Source organism: Thauera phenylacetica B4P, assembly GCF_000310225.1.
GTDB classification, from domain to species: Bacteria; Pseudomonadota; Gammaproteobacteria; order Burkholderiales; family Rhodocyclaceae; genus Thauera; species Thauera phenylacetica.
This window is the reverse complement of the sequence record NZ_AMXF01000484.1, coordinates 1-1,105: the sequence shown is the minus strand read 5'-3', so window position 1 is coordinate 1,105 and position 1,105 is coordinate 1. Positions and strand designations below refer to the sequence as shown.

At 75.9% G+C, this 1,105-nt stretch carries 1 protein-coding gene; it reads left to right on the top strand.

Features of this window, described 5'->3' with window-relative positions; all coding sequences use genetic code 11:
- Positions 1 to 1,105: translocation/assembly module TamB domain-containing protein (locus C667_RS23195; RefSeq protein ID WP_004389673.1), on the top strand; the 1,105-nt coding region annotated here is incomplete at both ends.

Genomic DNA, 1,105 nt, shown 5'->3' with positions numbered 1-1,105 from the left:
TGCGCGCGCGGCGCGGCGCCGACGGCCTGTGGAGCGTGCCGCCGGCGACCGCGATCCGCGGCGCGGCGCGCCTCGACATGCCCTCGCTCGCCTGGCTCGGGCGCCTCTCGCAGGAGAGCGTCGAATTGGCCGGGCGCCTGCGCGGCGACGTCACCGTGGGCGGCACGATCGAGGCGCCGCGCGCGAGCGGCCGCGTCGAGGGGCGCGAGCTCGGCTTCACCTTGGTCGACCAGGGCCTGATCCTCGCCGGCGGCGAGATCGACCTCGACTTCGACCAGCAGCGCGTGCGCCTCGAGCGGCTCGAGTTCGTCTCCGAGAATCGCGTGCGCCCGCGCGAGAACCGCATCCCCTTCGAGCGCCTCACCGCCACGCCCGGGCGCTTCACCGCGCGCGGCGAGCTCGCGCTCGACAGCGGCGCGGGCGATTTCCGTTTCGACGCCGACCGTCTGCCGCTGCTGCAGCGCGATGACCGCTGGATGCTGCTCTCGGGCGACGGCACGGCGCGCAGCACCCGGGAATCCCTTGTGCTCGACGCGGAGTTCCGCGCCGACGCCGGCTACATCGAGTTCGCCGAGGCGCTGCCGCCCAGCCTGTCCGACGACGTCGTCGTGCTCGGGCGCGAGCCGGCCCCGGCGCAGGATGGCGGGGGCTTCGCGGTCAACGCGGATGTCCGCGTCGGCCTCGGCGACGCGCTCTACCTGTCGGCGCTCGGCCTCGAGACGCGGCTCGCCGGCGGCCTGCGCATCCGCCTGCAGCCGGGGCGGCCGTTGTCGGCGGTGGGCACGATCGAGACCGTCGGCGGCGGCTACCGCGGCTACGGCCAGAACCTCACCCTGGAGCGCGGCCTGATCAACTTCCAGGGCCCGCTCGACGCGCCCGGGCTCAACATCGTCGCGCTGCGCAAGGGCCTGGAGGTCGAGGCCGGGGTGGCGATCACCGGCAGCGCCAAGCGTCCGCAGATCAAGCTGGTGTCCGACCCCGAGGTGCCCGACCCCGCCAAGCTGTCCTGGATCGTGCTCGGGCGCGCGCCCGACGCCGGCTCCGGCGCCGACCTCGGCCTGCTGCTCCCGGCCGCGGCGGCGCTGCTCGGCGGCCCCGGCGGCGG